The organism is Nocardioides sp. WS12, assembly GCF_014108865.1.
Taxonomy (GTDB): domain Bacteria; phylum Actinomycetota; class Actinomycetes; order Propionibacteriales; family Nocardioidaceae; genus Nocardioides.
In genome coordinates this window covers 2,327,623-2,351,843 of the sequence record NZ_CP053928.1, presented here as the reverse complement: position 1 = coordinate 2,351,843, position 24,221 = coordinate 2,327,623, and the positions used below count along the sequence as shown (strand labels likewise).

General features: G+C 68.6%; 23 protein-coding genes. 9 read left to right on the top strand and 14 right to left on the bottom strand.

Translation table 11 applies throughout. The annotated features are described in order from the left end of the window. Nucleotides 1–35: 35 nt before the first annotated feature. The 6 genes from HRC28_RS11375 to HRC28_RS11350 all read right to left on the bottom strand — a co-directional run bounded on the left by HRC28_RS11375 (nucleotide 36) and on the right by HRC28_RS11350 (nucleotide 5,640). Nucleotides 36–686 carry a type II secretion system protein gene (locus tag HRC28_RS11375; protein ID WP_182380184.1) on the bottom strand — a complete coding sequence of 217 codons (651 nt, stop codon included), beginning with the start codon at nucleotides 684–686 and terminating at the stop codon, nucleotides 36–38. Then, a complete protein-coding gene (locus HRC28_RS11370) occupies nucleotides 677–1,159 on the bottom strand; it encodes a type II secretion system protein (protein WP_182380183.1) in 483 nt (160 codons plus the stop codon). Before HRC28_RS11370 ends, HRC28_RS11375 begins: the two co-directional genes overlap by 10 nt. Continuing rightward, complete coding sequence (locus HRC28_RS11365; RefSeq protein ID WP_182380182.1) at nucleotides 1,159–2,364, bottom strand: type II secretion system F family protein; 1,206 nt, start codon at nucleotides 2,362–2,364, stop codon at nucleotides 1,159–1,161. Before HRC28_RS11365 ends, HRC28_RS11370 begins: the two co-directional genes overlap by 1 nt. Before the next feature lie 2 nt (nucleotides 2,365–2,366). After that, the gene (locus tag HRC28_RS11360) at nucleotides 2,367–4,106 is read right to left on the bottom strand and encodes a GspE/PulE family protein (RefSeq protein ID WP_182380181.1); all 1,740 of its coding nucleotides are present in this window, start codon (nucleotides 4,104–4,106) and stop codon (nucleotides 2,367–2,369) included. A gap of 9 nt (nucleotides 4,107–4,115) precedes the next feature. Continuing rightward, nucleotides 4,116–5,216 carry a type IV pilus twitching motility protein PilT gene (locus tag HRC28_RS11355; RefSeq protein WP_237111800.1) on the bottom strand — a complete coding sequence of 367 codons (1,101 nt, stop codon included), beginning with the start codon at nucleotides 5,214–5,216 and terminating at the stop codon, nucleotides 4,116–4,118. A gap of 79 nt (nucleotides 5,217–5,295) precedes the next feature. Beyond that, the gene (locus HRC28_RS11350; RefSeq protein ID WP_182380180.1) at nucleotides 5,296–5,640 is read right to left on the bottom strand and encodes a prepilin-type N-terminal cleavage/methylation domain-containing protein; all 345 of its coding nucleotides are present in this window, start codon (nucleotides 5,638–5,640) and stop codon (nucleotides 5,296–5,298) included. A gap of 210 nt (nucleotides 5,641–5,850) precedes the next feature. Between HRC28_RS11350 and HRC28_RS11345 the strand changes: the two genes are divergently transcribed. From HRC28_RS11345 to HRC28_RS11335, 3 genes are all read left to right on the top strand, one after another. Next, complete coding sequence (locus HRC28_RS11345) at nucleotides 5,851–6,900, top strand: alpha/beta fold hydrolase (RefSeq protein WP_182380179.1); 1,050 nt, start codon at nucleotides 5,851–5,853, stop codon at nucleotides 6,898–6,900. A gap of 175 nt (nucleotides 6,901–7,075) precedes the next feature. Continuing rightward, entirely contained in the window at nucleotides 7,076–7,672 is a 597-nt protein-coding gene (locus HRC28_RS11340) for a hypothetical protein (protein WP_182380178.1), read from the top strand. Next, a complete protein-coding gene (locus HRC28_RS11335) occupies nucleotides 7,669–7,908 on the top strand; it encodes a hypothetical protein (protein ID WP_182380177.1) in 240 nt (79 codons plus the stop codon). Before HRC28_RS11340 ends, HRC28_RS11335 begins: the two co-directional genes overlap by 4 nt. 63 nt (nucleotides 7,909–7,971) lie before the next feature. Here the strand turns inward: HRC28_RS11335 and HRC28_RS11330 are convergent, their stop codons facing one another. Then, the gene (locus HRC28_RS11330; RefSeq protein ID WP_182380176.1) at nucleotides 7,972–8,748 is read right to left on the bottom strand and encodes an SDR family NAD(P)-dependent oxidoreductase; all 777 of its coding nucleotides are present in this window, start codon (nucleotides 8,746–8,748) and stop codon (nucleotides 7,972–7,974) included. Nucleotides 8,749–8,764: 16 nt separating this feature from the next. Continuing rightward, nucleotides 8,765–9,196 carry an Lrp/AsnC family transcriptional regulator gene (locus HRC28_RS11325; protein WP_182380175.1) on the bottom strand — a complete coding sequence of 144 codons (432 nt, stop codon included), beginning with the start codon at nucleotides 9,194–9,196 and terminating at the stop codon, nucleotides 8,765–8,767. Nucleotides 9,197–9,286: 90 nt separating this feature from the next. Between HRC28_RS11325 and HRC28_RS11320 the strand changes: the two genes are divergently transcribed. Together HRC28_RS11320 and HRC28_RS11315 are read left to right on the top strand one after the other, a co-directional pair. Continuing rightward, the gene (locus HRC28_RS11320) at nucleotides 9,287–10,186 is read left to right on the top strand and encodes a phenylalanine 4-monooxygenase (protein ID WP_182380174.1); all 900 of its coding nucleotides are present in this window, start codon (nucleotides 9,287–9,289) and stop codon (nucleotides 10,184–10,186) included. Between the two features lie 76 nt (nucleotides 10,187–10,262). Next, entirely contained in the window at nucleotides 10,263–13,382 is a 3,120-nt protein-coding gene (locus HRC28_RS11315) for a M14 family metallopeptidase (RefSeq protein ID WP_182380173.1), read from the top strand. Nucleotides 13,383–13,478: 96 nt separating this feature from the next. Here HRC28_RS11315 and HRC28_RS11310 read toward each other — a convergent pair whose 3' ends face one another. Beyond that, a complete protein-coding gene (locus tag HRC28_RS11310; RefSeq protein WP_202033307.1) occupies nucleotides 13,479–14,402 on the bottom strand; it encodes a LysR family transcriptional regulator in 924 nt (307 codons plus the stop codon). A gap of 76 nt (nucleotides 14,403–14,478) precedes the next feature. On the opposite strand from HRC28_RS11310, the gene HRC28_RS11305 reads away from it, so the two are divergent. Beyond that, nucleotides 14,479–15,816: an FAD-dependent oxidoreductase gene (locus HRC28_RS11305; RefSeq protein ID WP_182380171.1), complete on the top strand. Its 1,338-nt coding sequence runs from the start codon at nucleotides 14,479–14,481 to the stop codon at nucleotides 15,814–15,816. Between the two features lie 58 nt (nucleotides 15,817–15,874). Here the strand turns inward: HRC28_RS11305 and HRC28_RS11300 are convergent, their stop codons facing one another. Continuing rightward, a complete protein-coding gene (locus HRC28_RS11300) occupies nucleotides 15,875–16,240 on the bottom strand; it encodes a DsrE family protein (protein ID WP_182380170.1) in 366 nt (121 codons plus the stop codon). 144 nt (nucleotides 16,241–16,384) lie between these two features. Next, a complete protein-coding gene (locus tag HRC28_RS11295; protein WP_202033305.1) occupies nucleotides 16,385–17,455 on the bottom strand; it encodes an alpha/beta fold hydrolase in 1,071 nt (356 codons plus the stop codon). Between the two features lie 344 nt (nucleotides 17,456–17,799). Between HRC28_RS11295 and HRC28_RS11290 the strand changes: the two genes are divergently transcribed. Then, the gene (locus tag HRC28_RS11290; protein WP_182380169.1) at nucleotides 17,800–18,132 is read left to right on the top strand and encodes a GIY-YIG nuclease family protein; all 333 of its coding nucleotides are present in this window, start codon (nucleotides 17,800–17,802) and stop codon (nucleotides 18,130–18,132) included. Between the two features lie 257 nt (nucleotides 18,133–18,389). Here HRC28_RS11290 and pruA read toward each other — a convergent pair whose 3' ends face one another. Both pruA and HRC28_RS11280 read right to left on the bottom strand, forming a co-directional pair. Then, complete coding sequence (gene pruA, locus HRC28_RS11285) at nucleotides 18,390–20,030, bottom strand: L-glutamate gamma-semialdehyde dehydrogenase (RefSeq protein ID WP_182380168.1); 1,641 nt, start codon at nucleotides 20,028–20,030, stop codon at nucleotides 18,390–18,392. A gap of 22 nt (nucleotides 20,031–20,052) precedes the next feature. Next, nucleotides 20,053–20,979 (bottom strand): proline dehydrogenase family protein, encoded by a 927-nt coding sequence (locus HRC28_RS11280; RefSeq protein ID WP_182380167.1) that lies wholly within the window; start codon nucleotides 20,977–20,979, stop codon nucleotides 20,053–20,055. 82 nt (nucleotides 20,980–21,061) lie between these two features. Between HRC28_RS11280 and HRC28_RS11275 the strand changes: the two genes are divergently transcribed. Together HRC28_RS11275 and HRC28_RS11270 are read left to right on the top strand one after the other, a co-directional pair. Continuing rightward, nucleotides 21,062–22,213 carry a helix-turn-helix domain-containing protein gene (locus HRC28_RS11275; protein ID WP_182380166.1) on the top strand — a complete coding sequence of 384 codons (1,152 nt, stop codon included), beginning with the start codon at nucleotides 21,062–21,064 and terminating at the stop codon, nucleotides 22,211–22,213. Nucleotides 22,214–22,232: 19 nt separating this feature from the next. Continuing rightward, on the top strand, nucleotides 22,233–22,919 hold the full coding sequence (locus HRC28_RS11270) for a lysoplasmalogenase (protein ID WP_182380165.1): 687 nt from the start codon (nucleotides 22,233–22,235) through the stop codon (nucleotides 22,917–22,919). 3 nt (nucleotides 22,920–22,922) lie between these two features. On the opposite strand, the gene HRC28_RS11265 is transcribed toward HRC28_RS11270, so the two are convergent. After that, nucleotides 22,923–24,215: a serine hydrolase domain-containing protein gene (locus HRC28_RS11265; RefSeq protein WP_182380164.1), complete on the bottom strand. Its 1,293-nt coding sequence runs from the start codon at nucleotides 24,213–24,215 to the stop codon at nucleotides 22,923–22,925. Nucleotides 24,216–24,221 lie beyond the last annotated feature (6 nt).

Below are 24,221 nucleotides of genomic sequence, written 5' to 3'. Positions count from 1 at the left end.
CGAATGCCGGCGAAGTCTACTCCGCAGTCGGTCGATCATGTCTGTCTCCGTTCGCCAGTGAGCGTGGCTGAATAGGCGGCGCCGCCGTTGCCGTCGGGATCCAGGATCGAGAGGCTGAGTTCGACGATCGCCGGCACGTTCGATCCGGTGCCGGTACAACTGATGTCACACGCCCTGGTCGGGACGGCGTTGAGGCTGTGCGCTACTTCGATTGAAGAGTCGATGGTCGAGCCCGTGCAGCGGACCCGGACGAGGTCGAAGGCGGTGCCATCCGGCTTCGCGACGTAGCTGACGGTCACCGTCGGGCCGACGACCGTGGAGTCGAGAACCAGCGGGTCGTACTCACTCCAGGCGAGCGTGACCACCCTCGTTCCGGTCGGCATCGTGCAGGCGGGCGTCACATCCACCGATTGGGCGAGCGGAAACGACTTCGACCCCGAGTCGTAGGTGCGCACACCGATGCTTGCGACGTCCCGCTGCCAGTAACTGGCCGCAAACTGGACGTCAAGGGACTCCGTCATACGCGACTGGGTGTCGACACTGAACTTCAGATAACTAATCAGCACACCTGCAACGCCCGCAGCAATGGCACCCATGATGATGACCGTGATCAGCAACTCGATCAGGGTGAACCCGGCGTCGTCTCGTCGGCGGTAACGGTGCCGTACCCGCTCAATCAGTCGCATGCCGTACCCGTGTCGCAGATCCGCCGAACGACGATGGTGAGCCGCTCAGTACCGCGCCCGTCATTCGACACCATCGTCAGCCGAAGGCGTTGCACGCCCGTGTCCCTCGACGGGCAGCTGCCCGTGGTGATGACCGATCCGTCGCCAGCGATTGGTGCGGCCGCTGCGTGATGGGGCGTGAAGTTGCTCGGAAGGCCGTCGAGTTCAGTGAGCACAGCGTTGACGTTGTAGGCGTCCGCCCCTGCGCACTTGACGTAGTTTCCGTTGGTGTTGAGGTACTTCTCGATCGCCTCGGCATAGCTGCGCACGTACGCGCCGCCTGTGGACTGCTTGCGGTGGATATCTGACGTCAGAATGCTCATCTGAAGTCCGGCCATGACGGCGAGGCCCGCTGTGCTGAGAATGATCAGAGACACCAACACCTCAACCAGCGTGGCGCCGGCGTCGGAGCGGGTGTCGCGGGGGGAAAGCATCAGAGTTCTACCTGCTCAAAGATGCCGTACATCGCCGAAACCAACGCGATCGCCACGAACCCGACGATGCCACCCATCGCGATGATCACGATGGGCTCGATCAGCGCAGTGAGCTTGGCGATCTTGTAGTCCAGCTCGTCTTCGTAGTACTGCGCGGTGACCTCGAGCTGGGTGTCCATCGACCCGGTCTCCTCGCCGACCCGCAGCATCGACGTGGCTGTACCAGGAAACAGCCGGGTGCGTGCGAGCGGAGTCGCGATGCCCTGGCCTTCCAGCATGGCCTCTTCAACCTCACCGAGTCGCTTCATGAAGACCCGGTTGCGCAGCGAGGACGTGGAAACGCGAAGTCCTTCAGTCAAGTTGACCCCAGCCCCGACCATGGAGGCGAGCACGCGACAGAAGCGCTCAACGAGGGCGTACTGGATGGTCTCTCCGAGCACCGGGACCTTGAGCAGGAAGGCGTCGCGAGCGTACTTGCCCTTCTCGAACCGTGTGCCAATCAGGAAGATCAACACGATGGCGGCCAGGGCAGCCAGGATCGCCCACCACCAGTTACCAAGGAAGCCGGTGGTGTTGAGAAGCATCCGGGTCGGCAGGGGAAGTTCGGCATCCAGATCGTTGAAGAAGTCCTCGAACTTCGGGAGCACGTAGATCGCCAGCACCAGGACGGTGACGACGGACATGCCAGCCACGACAGCCGGGTAGAGCATGGCGGACTTGATCTTCCGCCGCGCGATCAGGTCGCGTTCGATGTAGCGAGACAGCCGCGAGAGAACGGTGTCCAACTCGCCGGTCAGTTCGGCAGACCGGACGATGCCGCGGTAGAACTCGGGGAACACCTTCGGATAACGCTCCAGCGTGTCGGAGAACCGCTCCCCCGTACGCAGGCCGTCCTCGATCTCTTGCATCATCCGGCGGACCGATGAACTGTCACTCTCCGCGCCGATCGCATGAACGGCATCCAGAATCGGCAATCCGGCCCGGAGGAAGGCCGCGATCTGCCGGGACAGGTGCATGACCTGCTCGCGCTTGATGCGCGGGCCGGAGATCTCGTACTGCAGGATGCTCTTCTTCTCAGTGACCTTGAGGTCGCGCAGTTCCCGCTCGTAGAGCGCCACCTCGGCTTCACCGCGGCTGGGCGCCTTCTCGGTTCCCTTGACCCGGGACCCGTCGAGGTCGACTCCGACATAAGCGAACTTGGGCATGCTCAGACTCCCGCGACGTAGATCGAACGCATGACTTCGGCAACCGTGGTGGTGCCGTGAGTGACCAGTTGCGCTGCCTGCTCCTGGAGGGTGCGCATGCCCTGCATCCGAGCCAGCTTGCGCATCTGGTCGTGCGGAGCCTTGTCGATGATCAGTTCGCGCACTTCGTCGGTGATGACGAGCATTTCGTAGACCCCGATCCGCTCCAGATAGCCGGTCTGCGCGCAGAAGTGGCAGCCGGTGCCGTGCTGGAAGCCACCGATCGGCTCCGACCCACCGAAAGACTGCAGGAAGGCCATTTCGTCCGGCGACGGCTGGTAGGGCGCCAAGCAGGACGTGCAACTACGGCGAACCAGGCGCTGGGCAACGACCGCGGTCACCGAGGACGCAATCAGGAACGCCTCGATGCCCATGTCCAGCAAGCGGTAGAGGGCCGAGACGGCCTCCGTCGCGTGCAGTGAGGAGAGCACGAAGTGACCGGTCAGAGCCGACTGCACGGCAATGCGCGCGGTGTCGACATCACGGATCTCGCCGACCAGGATGACGTCCGGGTCCTGGCGCAGGATGGACTTCAACCCGCCGGCGAAGGTGATGCCCGCCTGCTCGTTGATCTGGATCTGATTGATCGAGTCGAACTTGTACTCGACCGGGTCCTCAATCGTCATCAGGTTGCGGTCCGGGCTGTTCAACTCGCCGAGCGACGCGTAGAGCGTGGTGGTCTTGCCACCGCCGGTCGGGCCCGCGCAGATCACCATGCCGTAGGGCGAGTGGATCAGCGCGGAGAAGCGTGCAGCCGTGTCGGGCGGCATTCCGAGTTGCGCAAGGTTGAAGAGCGGGCGGCTCTTGTCGAGCACCCGCATCACGACCTTCTCGCCACCGACCACGGCGGTCGTTGACACCCGGATGTCGACGTCGCGGCCCTCGACTTCCATGCTGATCTGGCCGTCCTGCGGGCGACGGCGCTCAACGATGTTCATGCCGCCGAGGATCTTGACGCGGCTGACGATGGCGGGCCCGATCGAGCCCGGCAGGTCGAGCACCTCAGTCAGCGAGCCGTCGATGCGATAGCGCACCCGGACTCGCTCCCCCGTGGGCTCGATATGGATGTCGGACGCCCGGTCACGCAGTGCCTGCGTGATCACCATCTGTACCACCCGCACGACGGGCGCTTCCTCGTTGGCGCTAGCCGTCTCGAGATTGGCAGCCTCGCGGCGGAGGAGGTCGCGCGCCTCGAAGGCCTGGATCTGGCCACCGACCTCACGGGTGGCCCGATGGGCGGCGTCGATGCTGCGTTCGAGGTCACGCTGCGTCGCGACCAGCGCGCGAACAGGCCGACCCAGCAGTGTCGACACTGCGGCTACTCGGTCGGGAGCCGGGTCCAGTACCGCGACAGTGACTGCTTCGTCGTCGGCCGCGACCGGCAGTGCCTGCAGCGCAACGGCCTGGTCCCGGGTCAGCAGAAGTACGACCTCAGCGTCGGGAGTGATGTCTCGGAAGTCAGCCACGCCGACCTGGTGGTGCTCAGCGAGCGTGCGTGCCAGCGTTTCATCAGTGATGTGCCCGGCGTCGATCAGTCTGTTGGCGAGCGACCCGCCACCATCCTGCGCCCGTACTGCGTCCAGTTGATACGGCTGGACCCGGCCAGCGCTGACCAGAATGCGGCCTAGGCGTTCGTCGTCCTCGTCGGTCCGGGGCACCAGAACTGGCGCTTCGACCTTGCTGTGCTTGCCTTTGAGGCGCATGCGGGAGCCCTACCGGCCCGCGCCAGCGGTGAACCGCGGGCGGGCCTCGATGTCCTTGGGATAGAGGCTGCGCGCGACGGCTTCCTCTTCGGTCACGATGCCGTCCTGGATCAACCGTGACAGCGACTGCTCGAGGGTGATCATCCCGTCCTGTGAGCCGGTGATCAGCGAGTTGCGCAGTTGGTGGGTCTTGCCCTCCTTGATCAGGTTCCGCACCGCCGGTGTTGCGGTGAGGACCTCGTAGGCCGCGGTCATGCCGCCGCCGATCTTCGGGATGAGTCGCTGGTAGACCACGCAGCTGAGCGCAGCGGCGAGCTGGACCCTGATCTGGGCCTGTTGCTCCGCGGGGAAGACGTCGATCATGCGTCCGACCGATTGCGCGGTGTCGTTGGTGTGCAAGGTGGCGAAGACAAGGTGGCCGGTCTCGGCCACGGTCAAAGCGAAGGCGATGGACTCGAGGTCACGCATCTCGCCGACCAACAGGACGTCGGGGTCCTCGCGGAGAACCGAACGCAAGGCGTTCGGGAAGCTGTCCGTGTCGGTCCCGACTTCGCGCTGGTTGACCGCCGACATCTTGTGATCGTGGACGTACTCGATCGGGTCCTCGACGGTGATGATGTGGCAACCACGGTTGGTGTTGATCAGGTCGATCAGCGAAGCGAGGGTGGTCGACTTGCCGGAGCCGGTCGGCCCGGTCATCAGAATCAGGCCCTGGTGCTTCATTGCGAGTTCCCGGAGCGCCGAGGGCAGACCGAGGTCGTCAGGGGTGGGCACGGTACGCGGGATCATCCTCAGAGCGACGGCGGTGAGCCCGCGCTGCGTGAAGGCGTTGCCGCGGATCCGGGCGTGCTCGCGCCAAGAGAACGAGAAGTCGTACTCGTGCTTCGAGTCCCAGGCACTCTGCTGCTCGGCCGTCAGCACCTCGGCCAGGAGCGCATCGGTCTCCTCCGCCGTCAGCGCAGACTGACCAGGGACCGGCGCGAGGGCACCATCGACCCGGAGCATCGGCGGCAGCCCGACAGTGAGAAGGAGGTCCGTGCCGCGAACTTCCCATAGCGCCGACAGCAACTGGTCGATCCGGTCACCGATGCGGTGCAGGTGGTGGAACACGTGAACTCCCAGAGTTAGAGGCCGAGGATGCCGCAGGAGGGCCGCCGCCGGAGCGACGGCCCTCCCAAGGACTGGTACGTCAGGCGTCGCAGCCAGGCGCGGTCGTGAACGCGCCAGTGCCGACGACGATCGTCGTAGCGTCGGTGATGTTCGACTCGCCGACCGGGTCCTCGCGCAGGAAGCCCGCGTCGGTGAGCGCGCCGACCGTTCCCGGGTAGGTGCCGAGCTCGGCCTTGTGCGCTTCGATGGCGGTCTCGACGGTGCGGATCTCGATCTCGCACGCAGTCGCAGCGGCGTTGTTCGTGATGCCGCGAACCGAGAACACCACGATCGCGGCGAGCACGCCGAGAATGATGATCACGATGAGGAGCTCGATCAGGGTGAAGCCGTTCTCGTTGCGACGGCGAGCAAGGGTGCGGAGCATGCGAAGTCCTTAGGGAGTAAGGGGGTGATGAACAGAAGGACCAGGCCCGAGCGCTGATGTAGCCATGAAACGACCATCTGCGACAGGGCGTCATGGCAATAGCAGAATCTTTACCTTTGGTCTAGACAGCAGTGCGCAAAGACTCAGAAAAGTTTGCCGGTTCCCGGGACAACGCCACGGGCAGCCCGTACCTTGCGCGACACTGGCGCCGTGGCAGCCAAGGACTCCGTCGTCAACCTGTGGGACTTCCTCGTCAAGGGCGGCATCGCCGACCTGAGCCGGACTCCCTCCGAGATCATCGCGACTGGTCGCACCCTGGAGTTGCACCGCTACGACAAGGTCAAGGGCGTGCGTGCCAAGGGACTGCCCGTCCTGCTCGTCCCGCCCCTCGGCGCCCAGGCATCGTGCTTCGACCTCCGCCGCGGCCTGTCCCTCGCCGAGGACTTCGTGGGCCGCGGGCGGCCGACGTACCTCGTCGACTACGGGCCCATGAAGGGTGCGGACACCAAGGTCGGCATCGAGCACTTCATCAACGACGTACTCCCCCAGGCGATCCGGAAGGTGTCCGAGGACGCCGGCGGGCGCGACGTCCACCTGGTCGGGTGGTGCATGGGCGGGCTGATCTCGATCGGCACCACCGCCCTCTACCAGGACCTCCCGATCCGCAGCCTCTCGATGGTCGCCAGCCCGTTCGACATGTCCAAGCAGCCGCTGCTCCGCCCGGTGCGTGCGATCGGCAAGGTCACCGGCGGCAAGCTGGTCGGTACGGCGCTCAAGGCCGCCGGGTCCGTGCCCGCACCGCTGGTGAGCATCGGGTTCAAGGCCACCGCGATCCCGGTGTACCTCAAGAAGCCGCGCACCCTCTGGAACAAGCGGCAGGACCGGGAGTTCCTCGGCCAGATCCAGGCCGTCGACAGCCTGATGAACAACATGCTGACCTACCCCGGCCGGGCGACCATTCAGGTCTACCAGAAGATGGCGCTCCGCAATGAGCTCGCCACCGGGCGCATCCAGGGGCCGAACAGGATGGTCGATCTGGCCGACATCACGGTCCCGGTGATGAACGTCGCCGGCACGACCGACGTACTCGTCCCTCCCCCAGTGGCGCACCACGTCGGCTCACTGGTCCCGAACTCACCGGACGTCCGGATGCCCACCGCACCCGGTGGCCACCTCGGCGTACTCACCGGCACCAAGGCGCCCGAGACGACGTGGGCGTACATCAACGAGTTCATCGGGAAGCACGACCGCAAGCGTTGAGGCGGGTTGGAAAGCGCAGAACCCTGACTCCCACCGTCCGGAGGGACCCAGGGTCCACTTCTCAGCGCCGTCACAGGGTTCTCCACAGGCAGCGATTCCGCCGTGGCAATGCGCTGGCCACTCCCGCTAGCGTCGCTGAGGGCGCCAGCCGGGCGCTGCACTCTCGGGAGGACCCTTGTCTGGCGAGCAGCGGGATCCGTTCGAACTGGCTGCCTTCCTCGATCATGCGTACGAGTCGTGGCTCGCGCGGCTCTCCGCCGAGGAGACGGCCGCGATCACAGCGTGGCAGGGGACGAACAGGCACTACGACAAGGTGCAGTCGGCGTTCCGGTCTCAGGAAGCCGAGGTGCCACGTGGCATTCGAGCGGAAGTCCGTAACCTCCGAACGGCGATCCGGTCGGCGCAACTCCCCATCGATCTTCAGACCTGGAAGGGGATCCGCTCGGTCTCCAGAGTGTTCGGAGTGACTGTCTCCTCACTACTCCCTGGAACAGTGGCTCGCTATCGCGGATTCTTCGCCGTCACCGCTGACCGGGCGGTGGCGACCCCAGAGTTCACACATCCACCCGGGCCGGCGTCCGCGGCAGTGCTTCAGATGACCTGGCGCGCAGGGTCCAACCTGGCGTGGATCGCCGGAGCAGGACAACGCGACCTCCGGTCGCAGTACGAGCTCCTGGCAGCTCCTGGAATCTCCCTTCGTGTCCTGGCCGTGACGTATCCTGCTGGAGCCGCGAATGTCCCCGAGATCAGCGTGGAGGTGAGCACCTCATGAGCTTCGAACATCGCCTGTTCGACGACGAAGGTTTCGCGCCCGCGGGCGCACCGGAGATCATCCCGATCGTCGACATCCTGCTGGAGCGCCTCGGTCTTGAGGGTGGTTCCCGAGACGAAAGGATTGACGGCATCCGCAAGTGGCTGCGCACGAACCAGCCATCACGGTCATTGCTCCGCGACATCGAGACGCAGGGCTACTCCGAAGCGCTGGACGAGTACCGCGTCGCTGGCTGAAGGCGTCGCCACGCTTGGGCAGGCCCGGAGGTTTCGAGGCTCGTCGCTGGCGCTCCTCGCACCTCAACCACCAGCGGTGGGGCGGCGCAGGGCGCGGTCGACGACGGGAGGGGCGTACCGGATCGCTGCGGCGGCCAGGCGGCTGCCGCGCGGGACGACGAGGAAGCCCCGGCGCCGGCGGAGCGCGCGCCGCAGCGCAGACGCCACCTGGTCGGGGGTGAGGGTCGCGACGCTCTCCTCGGCGGCCAGCACCTCCGCCGGCTTGTGCTTGTTCTCCTCGTCGAAGCCCGGGGTCAGGGTGTTCGGCGGGCAGAGCACCCGGACGTCGATGCCGTACGGACGCACCTCGCGGCGCAGCGCCTCGGAGAAGCCGATCACGCCGAACTTCGTCGCGCTGTAGACCGTGTAGCCGAAGACACCCGCCAGACCGGCCATCGACGACGTCGTCACGATGGTGCCGGCGCCGGCCTTGCGCAGGTGCGGTACGACGGCGCGACAGACGTTGATCGTGCCGACCAGGTTCGTGGCCACCATGCCCGCGATGTCCTCGTCTGGCAGGTCCTCCAGATAGCCCGGGCGGGCGTACCCGGCGGTGGTGACCACCAGGTCCGGTACGCCGAACTCGGCCACCAGTGCGTCCACGGCTGCGGTCGTCGTACTCGCGTCGGTGACGTCGACGGGCACCGCGATGGCGCCGGGCCCGAGCTGGACGAGGGCCGCGTCGAGCTTGGCCTGGGACCGGGACAGGACGACGACCTGGGTGCCTGCGGCCACCAGTTGGGTGGCGACCGCCAGGCCGATGCCCTCGGAGCCGCCGAAGACGAAGGCGCGTTGATGCATGGGGGGACGCTAGCGGTCAGGAGGGGCCGACGTGCTCCTCGAACACCAGCACCGTCTGGGTCGCGACCACCTCGGGTAGGGCCTGGATCCGTTCGAGGACCAGCTCGCGCAGGTGCTCGGCGTCGCGGGCACGGACCAGGATCACGCAGTCGAAGTCACCGGCGACCAGCGCGACGTGGGCGGCCTCGTCGAGCTCCCACGCCTTCTTGCGGAACGACTTCCAGGAGTTCTGCTTGATCCGGACGTGCACGTACGCCGGCAACCCGAGGCCCAGGGCCGCGTGGTCGACATCGATGGTGAAGCCGCGGATCACCTTGGTGTCGATCAGCCGCTTCACCCGCGCATAGGCGGTCGCGCGACTGAGCCCGATCCGTGACGCGACGTCACGGATGGATGTCCGGGAGTCCACCCGCAAGATGTCCAGAATTTCCCGGTCGACAGCGTCCATGCTGGACAGTCTGCCACCGCGGACGCCGTACAGACTGCCAAACGTCCGACCACGCTCGTCATTTCGTGGACTGCGTCACACAATGGAGGCATGTTTGAGGAAGCGCAGACCTTTGCCCCCGTGACGACCGACGAGGACGGATCCCTCAAGGTCCACCTGGGCGCCGACCACCCCGGCTTCGCCGACGCCGACTACCGCGCCCGTCGCGACGCCCTCGCCACGCTGGCCAACGCCTGGCGGCCCCGCACCCCCTGCCCCACCGCGGAGTACACCGACGCCGAGCACAAGGTGTGGCGCGTCGTGAGCGAAGCGCTCGTCACCAAGCACCGCGCCTACGCCTGCCGCGAGTTCCTCGACGGCAAGGAGTCGCTCGGCCTGCCGATCGACCGCATCCCGCAACTGTCCGAGGTCAGCGAGTGGCTCGCCCCGCTCACCGGATGGCGCTACGCCCCCGCCGCCGGCCTCGTGCCCCTGCGCGACTTCTACGGCTCGCTCGCCGACAAGTCCTTCTGGTCCACCCAGTACGTCCGCCACCACTCGGTGCCGCTCTACACGCCCGAGCCCGACGTCCTGCACGAAGTCGTCGGCCACGGCAACACCCTCGCCAACCCGCGCTTCACCGCGCTCTACGAGCTCGCCGGCCAGGCCTCGCGCCGCGTCCGCACCACTGAGGCGCTCGAGTTCATCAGCAAGGTCTTCTGGTTCACGCTCGAGTTCGGCATCCTCTGGGAGGGCAGCGACCTCAAGACGTACGGCGCCGGCATCCTCTCCTCCCCCGGCGAGATCGAGGCGTTCCGCGGCATGGACATCCGCCCCCTCGACATCGTCGACATGGGCAGCACCAGCTACGACATCACCGACTACCAGAACGTCCTGTACGTCGCGGACTCGTTCAGCCAGGTCGAGGACATGGTCGGCGGCTTCTGGGCGTCGTGCACGGATGAGTCGATCGCGCGGTTGATGGCGAAGGGCGCCAAGGCGCACGCCTGAGACTCCCCCGGCTCACGCCCTTGACCGTGACCCAGATCACAACCAATGTGTGTTCAGGACCATCCGCCTTCCACACATGAAGTTGAGGTCGACCGTGCGCTACCTACCCACCGCGCTAGCACTCACCGCCCTGACAGCCGGACTGCTGACCGCCAGTCCGCCCGCCAACACCAACCCCAGCCGGGACAACGGCGGCGGGGGTCTCGAGGTCTACGTCGTCGAGGCAGCCCCCGGCGAGCTCGAGACGCTCGAGGAGGTCGGCGTCGACACCCACCACGTCACCCACGAGGACGCGGGGCAGGGCCGGGTGCGGCTCGACGCCGTCATCACCGAGGCCCAGGCGGCGCAGTTGCGCAAGGGCGGGCTCGACGTCACGGTCAAGCGAGTCAACGGTCGCAAGGCCTCCGAGGCGGCCCGGCTGCAGAACCTCGCCGGCTATGACGCCTACCGGTCCTACAGCGAGGACGGCGGCATCGAGGACGAACTCCGCGCGACCGCCGCGGCAAACCCCGGGATCACCAAGCTCGTCACCGTCGGGCAGACGATCAACGGCCAGGACATCCTCGCGCTCAAGGTCACCAAGAACGCCCGGGCCCTCAACGACGGCAAGCGGCCCTCGGTCCTGTACGGCGCCGCGCAGCACGCCCGCGAGTGGATCACCCCCGAGATGGTCCGCCGGCTGATGCACCACTACATCGACAGCTACGGCTCCGACCCCGCGATCACGGGGCTCGTCGACACCACCGAGCTGTGGTTCCTGCCGGTCTCCAACCCGGACGGCTACGACTTCACCTTCACCGAGGACAACCGCCTGTGGCGCAAGAACCTCCGCGACAACAACAGCGACGGCACGATCACCCCCGGTGACGGCGTGGACCCCAACCGCAACTTCGCGGTCAAGTGGGGCTGGGACAACGAGGGCTCCTCGCCCGAGCCGGCCAGCGAGACCTTCCGCGGCGCGGGCCCGAACTCCGAGCCGGAGACCAAGGCGCTCGACGCCCTCATGGCCCGCGTCGGGTTCGAGTTCTACATCAACTACCACTCCGCCGCCGAGCTCCTCCTCTACGGCATCGGCTGGCAGGTGAGCACGCCGGCGCCCGACGACGTGATCTACGAGGCCATGGTGGGCGACGACGCCAACCCGGCGGTCCCGGGCTACGACCCGGACATCTCCGCCGAGCTCTACACCACCAACGGCGACACCGACACCCACGCCCAGGTCGCCCACGGCACGCTCGGCTTCACGCCGGAGATGACGACCTGCGAGACGGTCTCCGACTCCATCCCCGATGACGAGTGGGAGGCCGCGGACTGCCTCTCCGGCTTCAACTTCCCCGACGACGAGGAACTGATCCAGGCCGAGTTCGAGAAGAACATCCCGTTCGCCCTGTCGGTCGCCACGTCGGCCAAGGACCCCGACGACCCGGTCTCGGCCGTCAAGGACGAGGGCACGCCGCGGACCGCGGATGACCTGGTCTCCGACCCGTTCGCTGTGTCGCACGGCACCACCCAGCCGGTTGCGGTCACCGCGAAGAAGGCGATCAAGGACCTGCGACTTCGCTACTCCGTGAACGGCGGAGCACCCACGTCCGTCAAGACCTCGCTGTGGCAGGGCGGTGAGCGCTACGGCGACACCCACCACGACTACTACGGCGAGTTCCGCGGCAAGGTCACCGGTACGGCGCCGGGCGACTCGGTCGAGGTCTGGTTCACCGGCCTCAAGCCCGGCAAGGGCCCGGTCAAGAGCGAGCCGTTCACCTACACGGTGGCCGACGACATCGGCGGCGACGTGCTGATCCTGGCCGCGGAGGACGTCACCGGCGTCAGCCCGGCCCAGGGGGTCACCAGCTCGAAGTACGCCGATGACTACGCGGCGGCCCTCACGGCCGCCGGCTACTCCTCCGACGTCTACGACGTCGACGTCAACGCCCGCCGCGCTCCGCACCACCTCGGCGTGCTCTCCCACTACGACGCGATCGTCTGGGAGTCGGGCGACGACGTCATCACCCGCGCCGCGGGGCAGCCGGGCGGCACGGCGGCCAAGCTGGCCCAGGATCTCGAGCTCACGGTGCGTGACTACCTCAACGAGGGAGGCAAGGCGCTGGTCACCGGCCAGTACAACCTGTTCGCGCAGGGCACCGGTGCGACGTACTTCTACTCGCCGACGGCTCCGCCGGAGTGCACGGTCCGGGCCAATCCCTGCCTGCCGCTGGAGAACGACTTCCTGCAGTACTGGCTCGGTGCCTACAACTACGTCAGCGACGGCGGTACCGACCCCGACACGGGCAACCCGTTCCCGGTCGAGGGCGACTCCGGTGCGTTCGAGGGCTTCGCCGGCACCTTCAACGGTGGCGACAGCGCCGACAACCAGGCCCACACGGCTTCGTTGCTGACCACCTCGAGCTTCCTGCCCGAGGCCGAGTTCCCGCAGTTCGCGAGCTCGGAGCCGATCGAGTGGGGCCGCCCCGGCGGCGCGCCCTTCGACCCGCACACCGGTGAGTGGTACGTCTTCAGCCAGACGGCGGACCAGGCATGGAAGCGACTCAGCCGGACGGTCGACATGGCGGGCGCCTCGTCGGGTGCCCTGACCTTCCAGATGTCGCACGACACCGAGGCGGACTGGGACTACGTGGTCGTCGAGGCCCGCGAGGTGGGCACCGAGAACTGGACCACGTTGCCCGACGCCAACGGCCACACCTCGCAAGGCACCGGCGAGACGTGCGCGGCCGGTTGGGACGCGATCCACCCGTTCGTGTCCCACTACCAGGGCGCGGACTGCTCCCCGACCGGGACCACCGGGGCGTGGAACGCCGCGACAGGCAGCAGCGGCGGCTGGCAGGAGTGGAACATCGACCTGACGGCGTACGCCGGCAAGCAGGTCGAGGTGTCGATCTCCTACATCACCGACTGGGGCACCCAGGGCCTCGGGGTGTTCGTCGATGACACCGAGGTCGTGGTCGACGGTACGTCGACGACGACGTCGTTCGAGGACGGCCTCGGCGGCTGGACCCCGTCGGCCGCGCCGGCCGGGTCGCGCACCACCAACAACTGGGAGCGCAGCCAGACGGCCTTCGAGGAAGGAGCGGGCACCGTCACCGACGACACCGTGTTCACCGGCTTCGGTGTCGAGGGCCTGACCACGGCCGCGATGCGTCGCGACTTCATCGCCGCGGCCATGTCCCACCTCCTGGACTGACAACCCGGAGAGCAGCAGACCAGAAGGCCCCCGGCGTCGCGCCGGGGGCCTTCTGGGTCTCGAGACGGTTGCTGCGCAACCTCCTCGACCAACGGGTCAGCGAGCGCCGCGGGCCGCCCAGGCGACCAGCTCGCGCGCCGGGCCTTCGGGCGGGTGTGGCCCGCCCTGCCACACGGCGTGGAGTCGCCGGGTCAGGTCCAGGCCGCTCACGGTGATCCGGATCAGCCGGCCGGTGGCCAGGTCGTCGCCGACGGCGTGCGCGCCCACGGCGGCGGGGCCGGCGCCGGCAGCAACAGCGGCCCGGACGGACGCCGTACTCGACAACTCGAGGACGGGTTGGGCGCGCGGCAGGTCGGCCAGGGCGCGTTCCAGAACGGTGCGCGTGCCGCTGCCCGCCTCGCGTACGACGAGGGGCGTGGCCGCCAACGTCTCGGCGGTCACGCGGCGGCGGGATCGCTGCGCCCACGGGTGCGTGGGGCCGACCACCACGACCAGTTCGTCGGTGCCGACCAGCCGTCGCTGCAGGCCGTCCGGTGCGTCCGGCCCTTCCACGAAGCCCAGCGCAACCTCGCCGGCCAGCACCAGTTCGGTGACGCGTTCGGTGTTGGTGGCGGTCATGGTGATGTCGACGGGCGTCTGACCGCGCTGGACCTGCTGGGTGCGCAGACCGACGAGCCAGCCGGGCAGCAGGTGCTCGGCGATCGTCAGGCTCGCCGCAATCGCGAGGTGGCCTCGGCGGTCGACGCGCATCGCGGCGATGCCGGCGTCGAGTTCGTGCGCGGCGTCGAGGACGCGGCTGGCCCACTGCACGAGGAGTTCGCCGGTCGGGGTGAGCTCCGAGCCACGCTTGCTGCGGGTCACCAGCGGCTCCCCCACCAGCGACTCCATGGTCCGCACCCGTGACGACGCGGCCTGCTGGCTGATTCCCAACTCCGCGGCGGCAGCGCCCAGGCTGCCCGTGCGGGCGACCACGACGAGAAGTTCGAGGGCCCGCAGCTCCGGGACGTGGGGACTCAGCACACTCACAAGGCTACCTTGTGAGTACCCAACCACAACCTCGTTCTGTGACCTCGGGTTCGTCGACAGACTCATCGACATGACTCTTCGCGTTGCGATCGTGGGCGGTGGCCCCGCCGGTATCTACGCCGCCGACAACCTCATCAAGTCGGGCACGCCGGTGTCGATCGACATCCTCGAGCGCCTTCCCGCGCCATTCGGCCTGGTCCGGTATGGCGTCGCGCCGGACCACCCGCGGATCAAGGAGATCATCAAGGCGCTGCAGCGCGTGCTGGCCCACCCCGACGTCCGGTTCCTCGGCAACGTCGAGTTCGGCGTCGACGTGAAGCTCGAGGAGCTGCGCGAGTTCTACGACGCCGTCGTCATCAGCACCGGCGCCAAGGCCGACCGCGACCTCGGCATCCCCGGCGAGGACCTCCCCGGATCGCATGGCGCCGCGGACTTCGTCTCCTGGTACGACGCCCACCCGGACGCCCCGCAGACCTGGCCCCTGGACGCGAAGAGCGTCGCCGTGGTCGGAGTCGGCAACGTGGCGCTGGACGTCGCGCGGGTGCTCGCCAAGACCGGCGACGAGATGCTCACCACCGACATCCCGCAGCACGTCTACGAAGGCCTCGCGGCCAAGACGATCACCGATGTCCACGTGTTCGCCCGCCGCGGGCCGGCGTACGCGAAGTTCTCGCCGCTGGAACTGCGCGAGCTCAACCACTCGCCCAACGTCGAGGTGATCGTGCACCCCGAGGGGTTCGACGTCGACAAGCACGGCATGGAGCACATCGCCCAGCACAAGGCCCAGAAGATGGTCCTCAACACGCTCGCCAGCTGGGTCGGCGCGGACCCGGTCGGCAAGCCGCACCGGATCCACCTGCACTTCGCCGAGGCGCCCGTCGAGATCCTCGGCGACCGCGACGGCATCACCACGCTCCGCACCGAGCGCACCCACTCGCCCAACGAGGACGGCAACGTCGAAGGCACCGGCGAGGTGACCGACTGGGACGTCCAGGCCGTCTACCGCGCCGTCGGGTACCGCAGCACCGGCCTCCCGGACCTGCCGTTCGACGAGCGTCGCGCGGTCATCCCGAACGACGCCGGCCGGGTCCTCGACCTCGACGGCAACCCGATCCCCGGCACGTTCGTCACCGGCTGGATCAAGCGCGGCCCCGTCGGCCTGATCGGCCACACCAAGAGCGACGCCGCCGAGACCGTCGGCCACCTGCTCGCCGACACCGCCGAGACCGCCTGGTCGCGGACCCCCGAGGACGTCGACGCCTACCTCCGCTCGCGTCAGGTCGCTGTCGCCACCGATGTCGCGTGGGAGCGGTTGGACGCCCACGAGATCGCGCTCGGCGAGGCCGTCGGCCGCACCCGGATCAAGGTCGGCGACCGCGAGGAGATGCTGCGCGTCGGTCGCGGCTGAGGCGTCTCGATACGCCCTCGCCTGGCGGCTCGGGCTACTCGACGAACTTGCGAGGGCCTCAGTAGCTGAAGCTCGTCGCACCCTCGTCGCCGATCCACTGCCACATCGGGACGGTTCCACCGATGGTGGCGCCAGCGATCAGGTTCTCCGGGTCCAGCGCCTTGGCGTTGAAGCAGAGCGGGCACACAAGGTACGTGCCACCAGCAGCCTCATAGCGCGCCAGCAACTCCGGCAGCGACGGGCAGCCCTCGCAGGACCGGCCCACCGCAGTCCCGGGTACGGCGAGCCGCACCGCCTCCTTGGTCAGGAACATCAGCGTGGGGCGGCCGTGCTCGGCAGCGCCGAGCGCGACCAGAAACGCGACGGTGACCTTCTCGGGGTCTTCGAGTCCGGTGGCGAGACTGATGACGGCCTTGTTCGACATGGCGATCTCCCTGATTCCTAGAGGGTTTTCGGCGGTTTCGCCGACACCTCGAATCTAGGAATTCGGGCACCTCGCAGCATCGGCGCTCACGCGTAGCCGAACTCGCGTCGGGAGCCCGACGCGTACGTAGTGACTGCGCGTCGCTCAGGTCAGGACGCGTGCGACGGCCGCGGCGCGCGCCGTACGGCCGGAGAGGCCGAGCTTGAGGTAGACGTTCTGGAAGTGCCGCTCCACGGTGCGCACGCTCAACGTCAACTGGTCCGCGATGGCCGTGTTGTCGAGGCCCTCGGCGGCCAGCAGCAAGATCTCGCGTTCGCGCGCGGACAGGTTCGACACCGGAACCTGCGCCCGGTCCTCGCCGAGGAACGATCCGACCTCGTGCAGGAACACGGGCCAGGCCGGTTCGTCGGCGAGCAGTACGTGATTGGCCGAGTCCAGCATCACCAGCCGCGCGTCAGGGATCTCAGCCGCCAGCTTCGGACCCCAGTCCGGCGCGACCCGGTCCCGCTCGGCGTGCAGCACGAGCGTTGGTACGACGACCTCCGGGAGCAGCGGCGCCACATCCACCTGGTGGCGGGCGATCCGGCTGCACACGGCGTTCTCGGTGTTGGTCGATGTGCGTTGCAGTTCGTCCATCCACTCCATCTGCTGCTCGTTGGCACCGGGGATGAACGCGTTGGTGAACACGCGACGGAACAACGGATCCGGCCGCGCCCAGCCCGCGCGGATCATGGCCAGGAACGCCTCCTCCGCCGCGTCGTCGTCCTGCTGCAGGCCACCGGCCGCCATGCCGCCGTACAGCACCATCCGGGTGACGCGATCGGGGTGAGCGTGCGCGTACGCCAGTGCCACGGGCGCGCCGCCGGACATGCCGAGCACCGCAAACCGATCCAGGCCGGTCGCCTCGACCAGGGTCTCGAGGTCGGCGAGGCGGCGTTCCAGGGAGAAGTCCGCGACCTCGGTGCCGACCTCCCAGTCCGACAGGCCGAACCCGCGCTCGTCGTACCGGACGACAGTGGCGACATCGCCGAGGTCGTCGAGGAAGTGCCGCCACACCGGGCTCTGCCAGTCGTGCTGCAGATGGCTCAGCCAGCACGACACGATCAGCAACGGCGGCCCGGACCCGTGCCGCGCCCAGGCAATCCGCACCCCGTCATCGGCGCGACAGAACCGCACCTCCTGCGTCACCGGCGGCGCCGGCTTCGTGCTGGTCACGGCGTCAGGCTACGCCCGCCCGGGGGTTCAGTCCGGTGGTTGAGGCCTCGAAACCCCCGACTGGACCGGTGGTTGAGGTGCGAGGAGCGCCAGCGACGAGCCTCGAAACCTCCGGCTGGACCGGTGGTTGAGGTGCGAGGAGCGCCAGCGACGAGCCTCGAAACCTCCGGGCCTGCGTACGCGAGGTGGGCCCGGGGGTTTCGAGGCTCGCTTCGCTCGCACCTCAACCACCGGGCGGGCCTCAACCACCGGGCAGGCCTCAACCACCGGGCGGATCACGCTCCCATCCACAGGGCGCCGTCCGCCTTGTTTCGAGAACCCCTCGCGACGGGCACCTCGACGGCATGCCCTGGACCTACATCCTGCGATGCAGTGACGACTCCTACTACGTCGGAAGCACCGTCGACCTCGAAGGACGCATCTGGCAACACAACTCCGACGACCTCGGCGCCCTCTACACCCGCCGTCGCCGACCCGTCGAACTCGCCTGGTGCACCTGGTTCGCCCGCATCGACGATGCCTTCGCCTATGAGAAACGCATCCAGGGCTGGAGCCGCAAGAAACGCGAGGCACTCATCAATGAGGAGTACGACGCCCTGCCGGACCTGTCACGGCGGGCAGCGGTCCAGCTCCGGGCGGCCGAGGAAGCGGACGACGCCGAAGCGCCCGGTGGTTGAGGTGCGAGCGCAGCGAACCGCCCGGTGGTTGAGGTGCGAGCGCAGCGAGCCTCGAAACCTCCGGGCCCACCTCACGTACGCAGGTCCGGGGGTTTCGAGGCTCGTCGCTGCGCTCCTCGCACCTCAACCACCGGGCGGAACGGGGTTTCGAGGCTCGTCGCTGCGCTCCTCGCACCTCAACCACCGGGCGGAGCGGGGTTTCGAGGCTCGTCGCTGGCGCTCCTCGCACCTCAACCACCGGGCGGAGCGGCTTGGCGTCAGCCCTGGTGCGGGTGGCGGTGATCCTTCGGCGGGACGAGCGTCTCCTTGATGGAGCGGGGGGACGTCCAGCGGAGCAGGTTGAGGACGGAGCCGGCCTTGTCGTTGGTGCCCGACGCACGGCCACCGCCGAACGGCTGCTGGCCGACGACCGCACCGGTGGGCTTGTCATTGACGTAGAAGTTGCCGGCGGCGAACCGCAGCTCCTTGCTCGCCCAGTCGATCGCGTGGCGGTCGGTGGCGAGGATCGAGCCGGTCAGGGCGTACGGCGCCGCCGACTCGGCCTGCTTCACGATCGCCTCGAACGCGCCGGGCTGGCGGTCGTCGTACACGTGGATGACGAGGATGGGGCCGAAGTACTCGGTCCAGAACATCGCGTCGGTCGGGTCCTCGGCGACCACGATCGTGGGGCGCACGAACCAGCCGACGCTGTCGTCCGTCGTACCACCAGCAATGACCTCGAGCCCGGCGGTGGCGTGAGCCCGGGCGATGGCCTCGGTGTGCTTCGCGAAAGCGCGGGCGTCGATCACGGCGCCGGTGAAATTCGCGTAGTCCGCCGGGTCGCCGATCGGCAGGGCGTCGGTCTGGGATGCAAGGTCGTCGCCCATCCGCTCCCACAGGGAGCGCGGGACGTAGGCGCGGGAGGCGGCCGAACACTTCTGGCCGGAGTACTCGAAGGCGCCTCGGATCAACGCGGTGCGCAGCACGTCGGGATCGGCCGACGGGTGGGCGATGACGAAGTCCTTGCCGCCGGTCTCACCGACGAGACGCGGGTAGGTGCGGTAGTTCGGGAGGTTCGTCCCGACGGTGCTCCACAGCTTCTGGAAGGTGCCGGTCGAACCGGTGAAGTGGATGCCCGCCAGGTCCGGGTGCGTCAGCGCGACCTCGGAGACCGCGAGGCCATCGCCCGGGAGCATGTTGATGACGCCCGGCGGCATGCCCGCCTCGATCAGCAGTTCCATCGTCAGCGAGGCCGCGTGCTGCTGTGTGGGTGACGGCTTCCAGATCACCGTGTTGCCCATCAGCGCCGGCGCGGTCGGCAGGTTGCCCGCGATCGCGGTGAAGTTGAACGGCGAGATCGCGTAGACGAAGCCCTCGAGCGGACGGTGGTCCGTGCGGTTCCAGATGCCGGGGCTGTTCGCGATCGGCTGCTCGGCCAGGATCTGCCGACCGAAATGGACGTTGAATCGCCAGAAGTCGATCAGCTCGCACGCGGCATCGATCTCGGCCTGGAACGACGTCTTCGACTGACCCAGCACCGTCGCGGCGTTGATCCGCTGGCGCCACGGACCGGCCAGCAGCTCCGCTGCCCGAAGCAGTACGGCGGCCCGCTCGTCAAAGGACAACCCGCGCCATTCGGGCGCCGCTGCCCGGGCCGCGTCGACCGCACGGACGGTGTCGTCGATGGAGCTGTTGCGGAGCACGCCCAGCACCTTCTGGTGCGCATGCGGCTGGACGACCTGGAACTCCTCGCCGCCGCCCGCGACCCATTCACCGCCGATGTAGGCGTCGAACTGGCGAGGGCTGGCACCGGACTGGGTGTCGAGCTCGGCGGTCAGTGCCGTGCGCTCGGCGCTCCCGGGTGCGTAGGTCAGGTTCGGCTCGTTGATCGGAACCGGCGGGGTGGTGATGGCGTCCATGAGTTTTCTCCTTGGTCCCGGATCAGGAGCGGTGGGTGAGCGCGCGAATGAAGAAGGCGACGTTGGCGGGTCGTTCGGCGAGACGGCGCATGAAGTAGCCATACCAGTCGGTGCCGAACGGGAGATAGACCCGCATCTGCAGATCGGCGTCCACCGTCTGCTGCTGCAGGTCGGTCCGGACGCCGTACAGCATCTGGGTCTCCCACTGGTCGGCGTCGCGGCCGGCGACATTGGCCTGGAAGGCGGCGCGGGTCAGCATCGTCTCGTCGTGCGTGGCGATCATCGGGTAGCAGGTCGAGATCATCAGCGCGTCGATGGCGCGGCCGTAGGCGCGGTCCACGTCGGCCTTGCGCGGCAGCGCGACGGTGGCGGGCTCGCGGTAGGCGCCCTTGACCAGGCGGATCCGCGCACCGGAGCCGGCGAGCGCGGTGATGTCGGCCGGCGTGCGCAGCAGGTTGGACTGCAGCACGTTGCCCACCCAGCCGAACTCCTTGCGCAGTTCGGTACCGGCCAGCAGCGTCGCGTCGGTGGTGGTGTGGTCCTCCATGTCGAGGGTGACGGTGGCGCCGACGGCAGCGGCCGCGACGCAGATCTCGTGGGCGTGGTCGGTCGCGATGTCCGCGCCGGACGGCAGGGCCTGGCCGAGGGCGGAGAGCTTGAGCGAGACGTCCGCGCCCGTTGAGGAATCGGCCGCGGCGAGGGCCGAGAGCAACGCGAGATAGCCGTCGCGCGTGGCGCGCGCACCGGCGATGTCGGTGACGTCCTCGCCGAGGACGTCGATGCTGATCGCCCGGCCGCCAGCCACCAGGCGCTGCGCCGCTTGTACGGCGTCGGCGGTGGTCTCGCCGGCGACGAACCGGTCGACGACATTGCGGGTCACGGGGATCGACTCGACCGCGCGGCGGGCGCGGGCGCTGCGGGAGGCGCGGTTCAGGGTCTGGCTCAGCATGGCTCCACGCTAGGAGCGGCGCGGGTCACACGGAACGGACACTCGTCACACCAATCCGTGGCGAATGTGCGACATTTGTCCAATGGCAACGCTGGACGACCTGATCGAGGATCTGGCCCGTCTCGTCGACGCGCCCTGCACGCTCGAGGACCCCGACTTCCAGCTGATCGGCTTCTCCGACCACCGCAACGACGACGTCGTGGACGTGATCCGGCAGCGCTCCATCCTGGAGCGGCGATCGAGCACCGAGGTGCGCGCGTGGTTCCAGGCGCAGGGCATCGCCGACTCCCCCGGCCCGCTCCGCACCCCTGCCGACCCGGACCTCGGCATCGCCGCCCGACTCTGCGTCCCGGCCCGCCACCTCGGCCGGGTCCACGGGTACTTCTGGCTGATCGACCCGGACCAGCACATCGACGAGTCCACCTGGCCCGAAGCGATGCGGATCGCGGAGGCCGCGGCCGGCCTGCTCAACGTCGCCGAACGCCGCCAGGGTCACCGCGACGCGCTCTTCCGCGAACTCGTCGAGGGCGGGCACGTCGCCGCCCGCGCCTCGGCCGTCGACTTCGCCCACGCCGGCAGCCTCGACCTGCGCGAGCCGCTGAGCTGCGTCCTGGTCGAACGCCCCGACCTGCTCGACCAGATCGCCAGCCGCCCCAGCCGCGCCGGCGTGGTGTGGGTGCGGTCCAGCCCGGGCGTCGCCGGGGCGGTGGTCCGCGCCGGACTGGTCCCGGCCAGCGCAGACCTCGGCGGGCTGCTCACGGCCATCGGCCTTGGCCGCCGCGTCGACGCCCTCGACCGGGCCACCCGCGTCGCCGTCGGCCCCACCGTCGACGGCATCGACGAACTGGCCCGCGCCTACCGCGGCGCCGAGGTCGCGTTGCGCGTCGCCCGCAGCCGTGCCCCCGGGGAGGTCGTCGCGTGGCAGGCCCTCGGCCCGCTCGCCCTGCTCGGCGTCGCCCGCGACGACGACCTGTCCGCGGCGGTCATCGACCAGCAGATGCAGGCCTTCCTGACGGGAGCCGCGGTCGACGTACTCGAGACCGTGCGGATCTGGCTCGACGAGGCCGGCAGCGCCGGGCGTACGGCGACCCGGCTGTCCGTGCACCGCCAGACCGTCTATCACCGGCTCGCGCAGGTCGAGAAGGCCACCGGATCGGACCTCTCCCGCGGCCAGGACCGGCTGCGGCTGCACCTCGCGCTCCAACTTGCTCCTTATCTGGGGCCGGGACCCTAGGAGTCACTAGATTGCGCAGGTGCGCACCTCGACCAAGCTGAAGCTGGCCTTCGCGGCCCTTGCCGCCACCGACACCTGGCTCGCCGGCTCCAGCCGGCCGTCGGCGCACAAGGCGCGCTACGTCACCAAGCCGCTGCTGATGCCCGTCCTGGGCGCCTCGCTGGCGACGAACCAGAAGGCCGCCGGGTCGCCGTTGCGCGCCACCACGATCGCTGCGCAGGCAGCCGGCTGGGGCGGGGACGTCCTGCTCCTGGGGCACAGCGACAAGATGTTCGGGGCCGGCGCGGGCTCGTTCGGGGTGGGCCACCTCGCCTACATCACGGGCTTCCTGCGCAACAGCAAGGCCGCCGCGATGAAGGACAACAAGGTCGCCCTCGGCGTCGCGGGCATCTGGGCGGTCACCGCGCCCGGTGTCGCGTTCGCGGCGTACCGCCAGGAGAAGGCCCTCGGCGCCACCATGCTCGGCTACTCCGCCACCCTCGCCGCCATGGTCGCGCACGCCAACCACCTCGACGCCTCGCTTCCCCGCACCGCACGCCTGCTGACCGCTGTCGGTGCCGCGACGTTCATGGCATCCGACTCGATCCTCGGCGCGCGCACGTTCCTCATCCCCAACCCGCCCGACCGGCTCGAGTCGGTCGTCATGGCGACCTACACGGCCGGGCAGTTCCTCATCTCCGAAGGTGCGGCCCGCGCCGCACGCTGAGTCTCAGGAGCCAGAAACCCTCGCAGGTGCGGCCTTTCCGATCCGGTAGGGAATGTCGAGCCACCGCGTGACCTCGGGATAGATCGCCGACTTGCCCGACGTGATCATGCCGACGGACAACTCGCGCGCCGGATCGGCCCACCCGAGGATGTTGAAGAAGCCGAGATGTCCGAAGGCGCCGGGTGCGTCGCCGTACAGGCCAACCTTGGGCGTGCCCAGCATGAAGCCGTAACTGAACGGGATCGGCAGCGCGAGGCTCAGGTCGACCTCGAGGCGTGACTGCGGCATCAGGGCACGACGGATGGTCCGCTCCTCGAGCACCCGGACGCCGTCCAGTTCACCGCCGCAGCGCAGCATCTCGAAGAAACGGCTGAGTTCCTCGGCCGTGCTCACCCCGTTGGCGGCGGGCAGGATCCCCGTCAGGTAGCGGGGATCGTTGGAGATCCGGGTCGCTTCGTCGGGCGCGACACCGCCCAGGGCGCGGGTCAGAAAGGTCGAGATCGGCGGCACCGGCGGCGGTCCGGTCGGGTACGCGAGCCCCACCTTCGCCACGTCCTCGGGAGCGACGCCGTAGTTGGTCCAGCGGAAGCCCAGCGGATCAAGGATCCGGTCGGCCAGCACCTCACGGATGGTCTGGCCGGTCACTTCGCGGACGACCTCGCCGAGCACCGCGCCACCGGACACCGCGTGGTACGCCTGGCGCCGACCCGGCCGCATCACGGCCTTCGAGTCGTACATGAGCTCGCGGTGGAACTCCCAGTCATCGAGCCGGTCCAGGTCCAGCGCGCCCTTCGGCATGGCCGGGATCCCCGCACGGTGCGACAGCACGTGCGCGAGGGTGATCCCCTCCTTGCCGTGCCGCGCGAACTCCGGGAGGTACTCCGCCACCGGGTCCGCGATGTGCAGCAGGCCCTCCTCGTCGAGGCGGTGGATGAGCGTCGCGGTGATGGCCTTGGCCGCGGAGAAGATGCAGAACGGCGTCTCCGGCGTGGCCAGTTCCTTCGGGACGTCCGGCCCGTCCGCCGGACCGTTGCCGCGCGCGTGACCGATCGCCCGATTGAGTACGACGACCCCGCGTCGGCGTACACACAGGGTGATCGCCGGGTGCACGCCGCTGCGATAGAGCCCGCGGACGCCGTCCCAGATCGTCTCGATCCCCTCGACCGTCATGTCGACCGAGGCGGGATCGGCCTCGTCACCGATCGTCGTCACCGACGAGAGGGGGCGAGGAATCCGCGCCCGCCGCAAGGGATCGGGAACCCGGGCCACATCGTGGAGAAGCACCGAACGACGCATGTGCTC